Consider the following 1,845-nt stretch of genomic DNA (forward strand, 5'->3'; position numbering starts at 1 on the left):
GCTTACACAATTTTAAAAGTTAGGATCTTGGAACAGGTAATTAGTTCCCTAAAATAAATGATTTTATCCCGAACTGGGGGTTAATTAAATCCAAAATTGATTCTCGGCTTACATCAGCTAAAAATATAATTTATTTAGCAATTGAAAATGCAACGAAGAAATGGACTATGCCCATTCCAGACTGGAAAACGGCCTTGAATCGACTTATGATTGAATTCGTAGACCGTTTAAAAGACTTTATATAACACTGGCAGTTACACAGAGTTATTTATGGGGTCCAAAAACATTTAATCAACACTTCTACATGGATTACCTGCTCCGCTAGAACAAGAAACAACAATAATCGTGGTTGTAATTTTTTTTGGTATTTTAGAACCAACAACGAACCCTTTCATTTGAATTGTTCTTTTAAAAGCTTGAAATGCCACGTTATTTGAAAAATTGAATCCTACGTTCATTAATTGAGCTCTTGTGTCTTTAGTTAAGTCAATTCTATTGCCGTCAAAGTCAATCAGGTTAGTTGCCTTATAAACTATCTTATTATCAGTAGTTCTAAAATCTGGACTTATAAAGAGTTTTGAACCATCACTCAAGTTAAATTGGATTCTTGGAACGTCATGAAGCACACCTCCGGTCCTAAGTATTACATCAAAATAAGAGCGAGACTTCGCTGCAAATTGACTGCCTCCATTTTGATTTAAAAGAAAAATCAAATTTTGCTCTTTAGCTGGTATTCCGACAATTTCCCAACCAGATTTCATTGACTCTTCAGGAACTGTAATGTCAGAAACAGAATCATTAAAATCTTTTATTTCCTGAACACCCTGGCGCATATCTTCAAATACAAGATTATCAGAAGCTGTATTGGACACACTCTCTATGCTATGTGATTCAACATTGCGACAATATTTGTAAGTGCCTCCTCTGCCATCAGGCTCTCCTTCTGTTTCACACTCTACTCGAGACAGTTTTTTAACTTTATATTTTCGATAATCTAAAGTGTCAAAGTTAAGAACGCTTACATATTTATCATGATTTAATACAGAATACTGTCGAACTTGATTAGTGAATTGTATATCAGTAATACAGGAGTCGCACTGTACTTTGGTAGGCGGTGCAACTAATGCTAAAACGTTATTAGAAAAAAAAATCCCAAGCGGAAGGGTTATACTTGCTATTGATTTTATCAAACTCATTAACTATTTCCTTATTTTTTAAATTTATACATCATTTACATCATTGTAAATAAATAAAAAAAGACATTTCTACACTAGAATTTGGATTACTGATAATTCAGAGTGTTTTTGTCTATTATTAAAGTAACATAATGCTAAAATTCTATATATAGAAATATTTTGTTTATTCTAAGTTCCAATGTAATTAAATCCAAAATTGAATGTCGTATAAACCAATAATCCAAATTAGACATTCCTACAATAGAATTTGGATTATTGGTTTATACTTTACGTTGCCTTTTTCTAGTCCCATCGGACAATAATTGTTTTTCCCATTGAGGCATGAAAACAGCACAAAAATCATCGACATCACAAAATATTTCAACTAACTTGTCCATACGCCCACCGTTTGTAGTGTTCAAATCGCTTCTTCATCGAAAGATCTGATCACAAGGTGGGCTATTAGTTCAAATTTTAATCCCGAGTTGAGGTTAGTTAGACTTAGGCTTGTAACAATGAATGACGTTAGTGATAGTAATTTTACTGACTGAATTAATATCACTTTGGCTGTGTTTGTCATTCTTTATTTAATCCGTTTCACGACATCCATTGATATACAAAATATTTTTATATAATTTTGAAACAAATTTAGTAACACCTCAATAACCCG

Annotated in this window: 1 protein-coding gene and 1 pseudogene; both read right to left on the reverse strand. The window is 32.4% G+C overall.

The genetic code is table 11. The annotated features are described in order from the left end of the window. Positions 1-287 precede the first annotated feature (287 nt). Positions 288-1,196, reverse strand: a complete 909-nt coding sequence (locus CJF42_RS25860; protein WP_095369354.1) for a hypothetical protein — start codon at positions 1,194-1,196, stop codon at positions 288-290. 269 nt (positions 1,197-1,465) lie between these two features. Further along, positions 1,466-1,573, reverse strand: a pseudogene (locus CJF42_RS25865) (IS982 family transposase); the annotation flags it as partial. Positions 1,574-1,845 lie beyond the last annotated feature (272 nt).

Origin of the sequence: Pseudoalteromonas sp. NBT06-2, from assembly GCF_002276045.1 — a bacterium.
GTDB lineage: Bacteria > Pseudomonadota > Gammaproteobacteria > Enterobacterales > Alteromonadaceae > Pseudoalteromonas.

What these genes read in the sequence shown, in the direction of transcription:
- CJF42_RS25860 (WP_095369354.1), bottom strand. Translation starts at nt 1,196, where the DNA reads ATGAGTTTGATAAAATCAATAGCAAGTATAACCCTTCCGCTTGGGATT.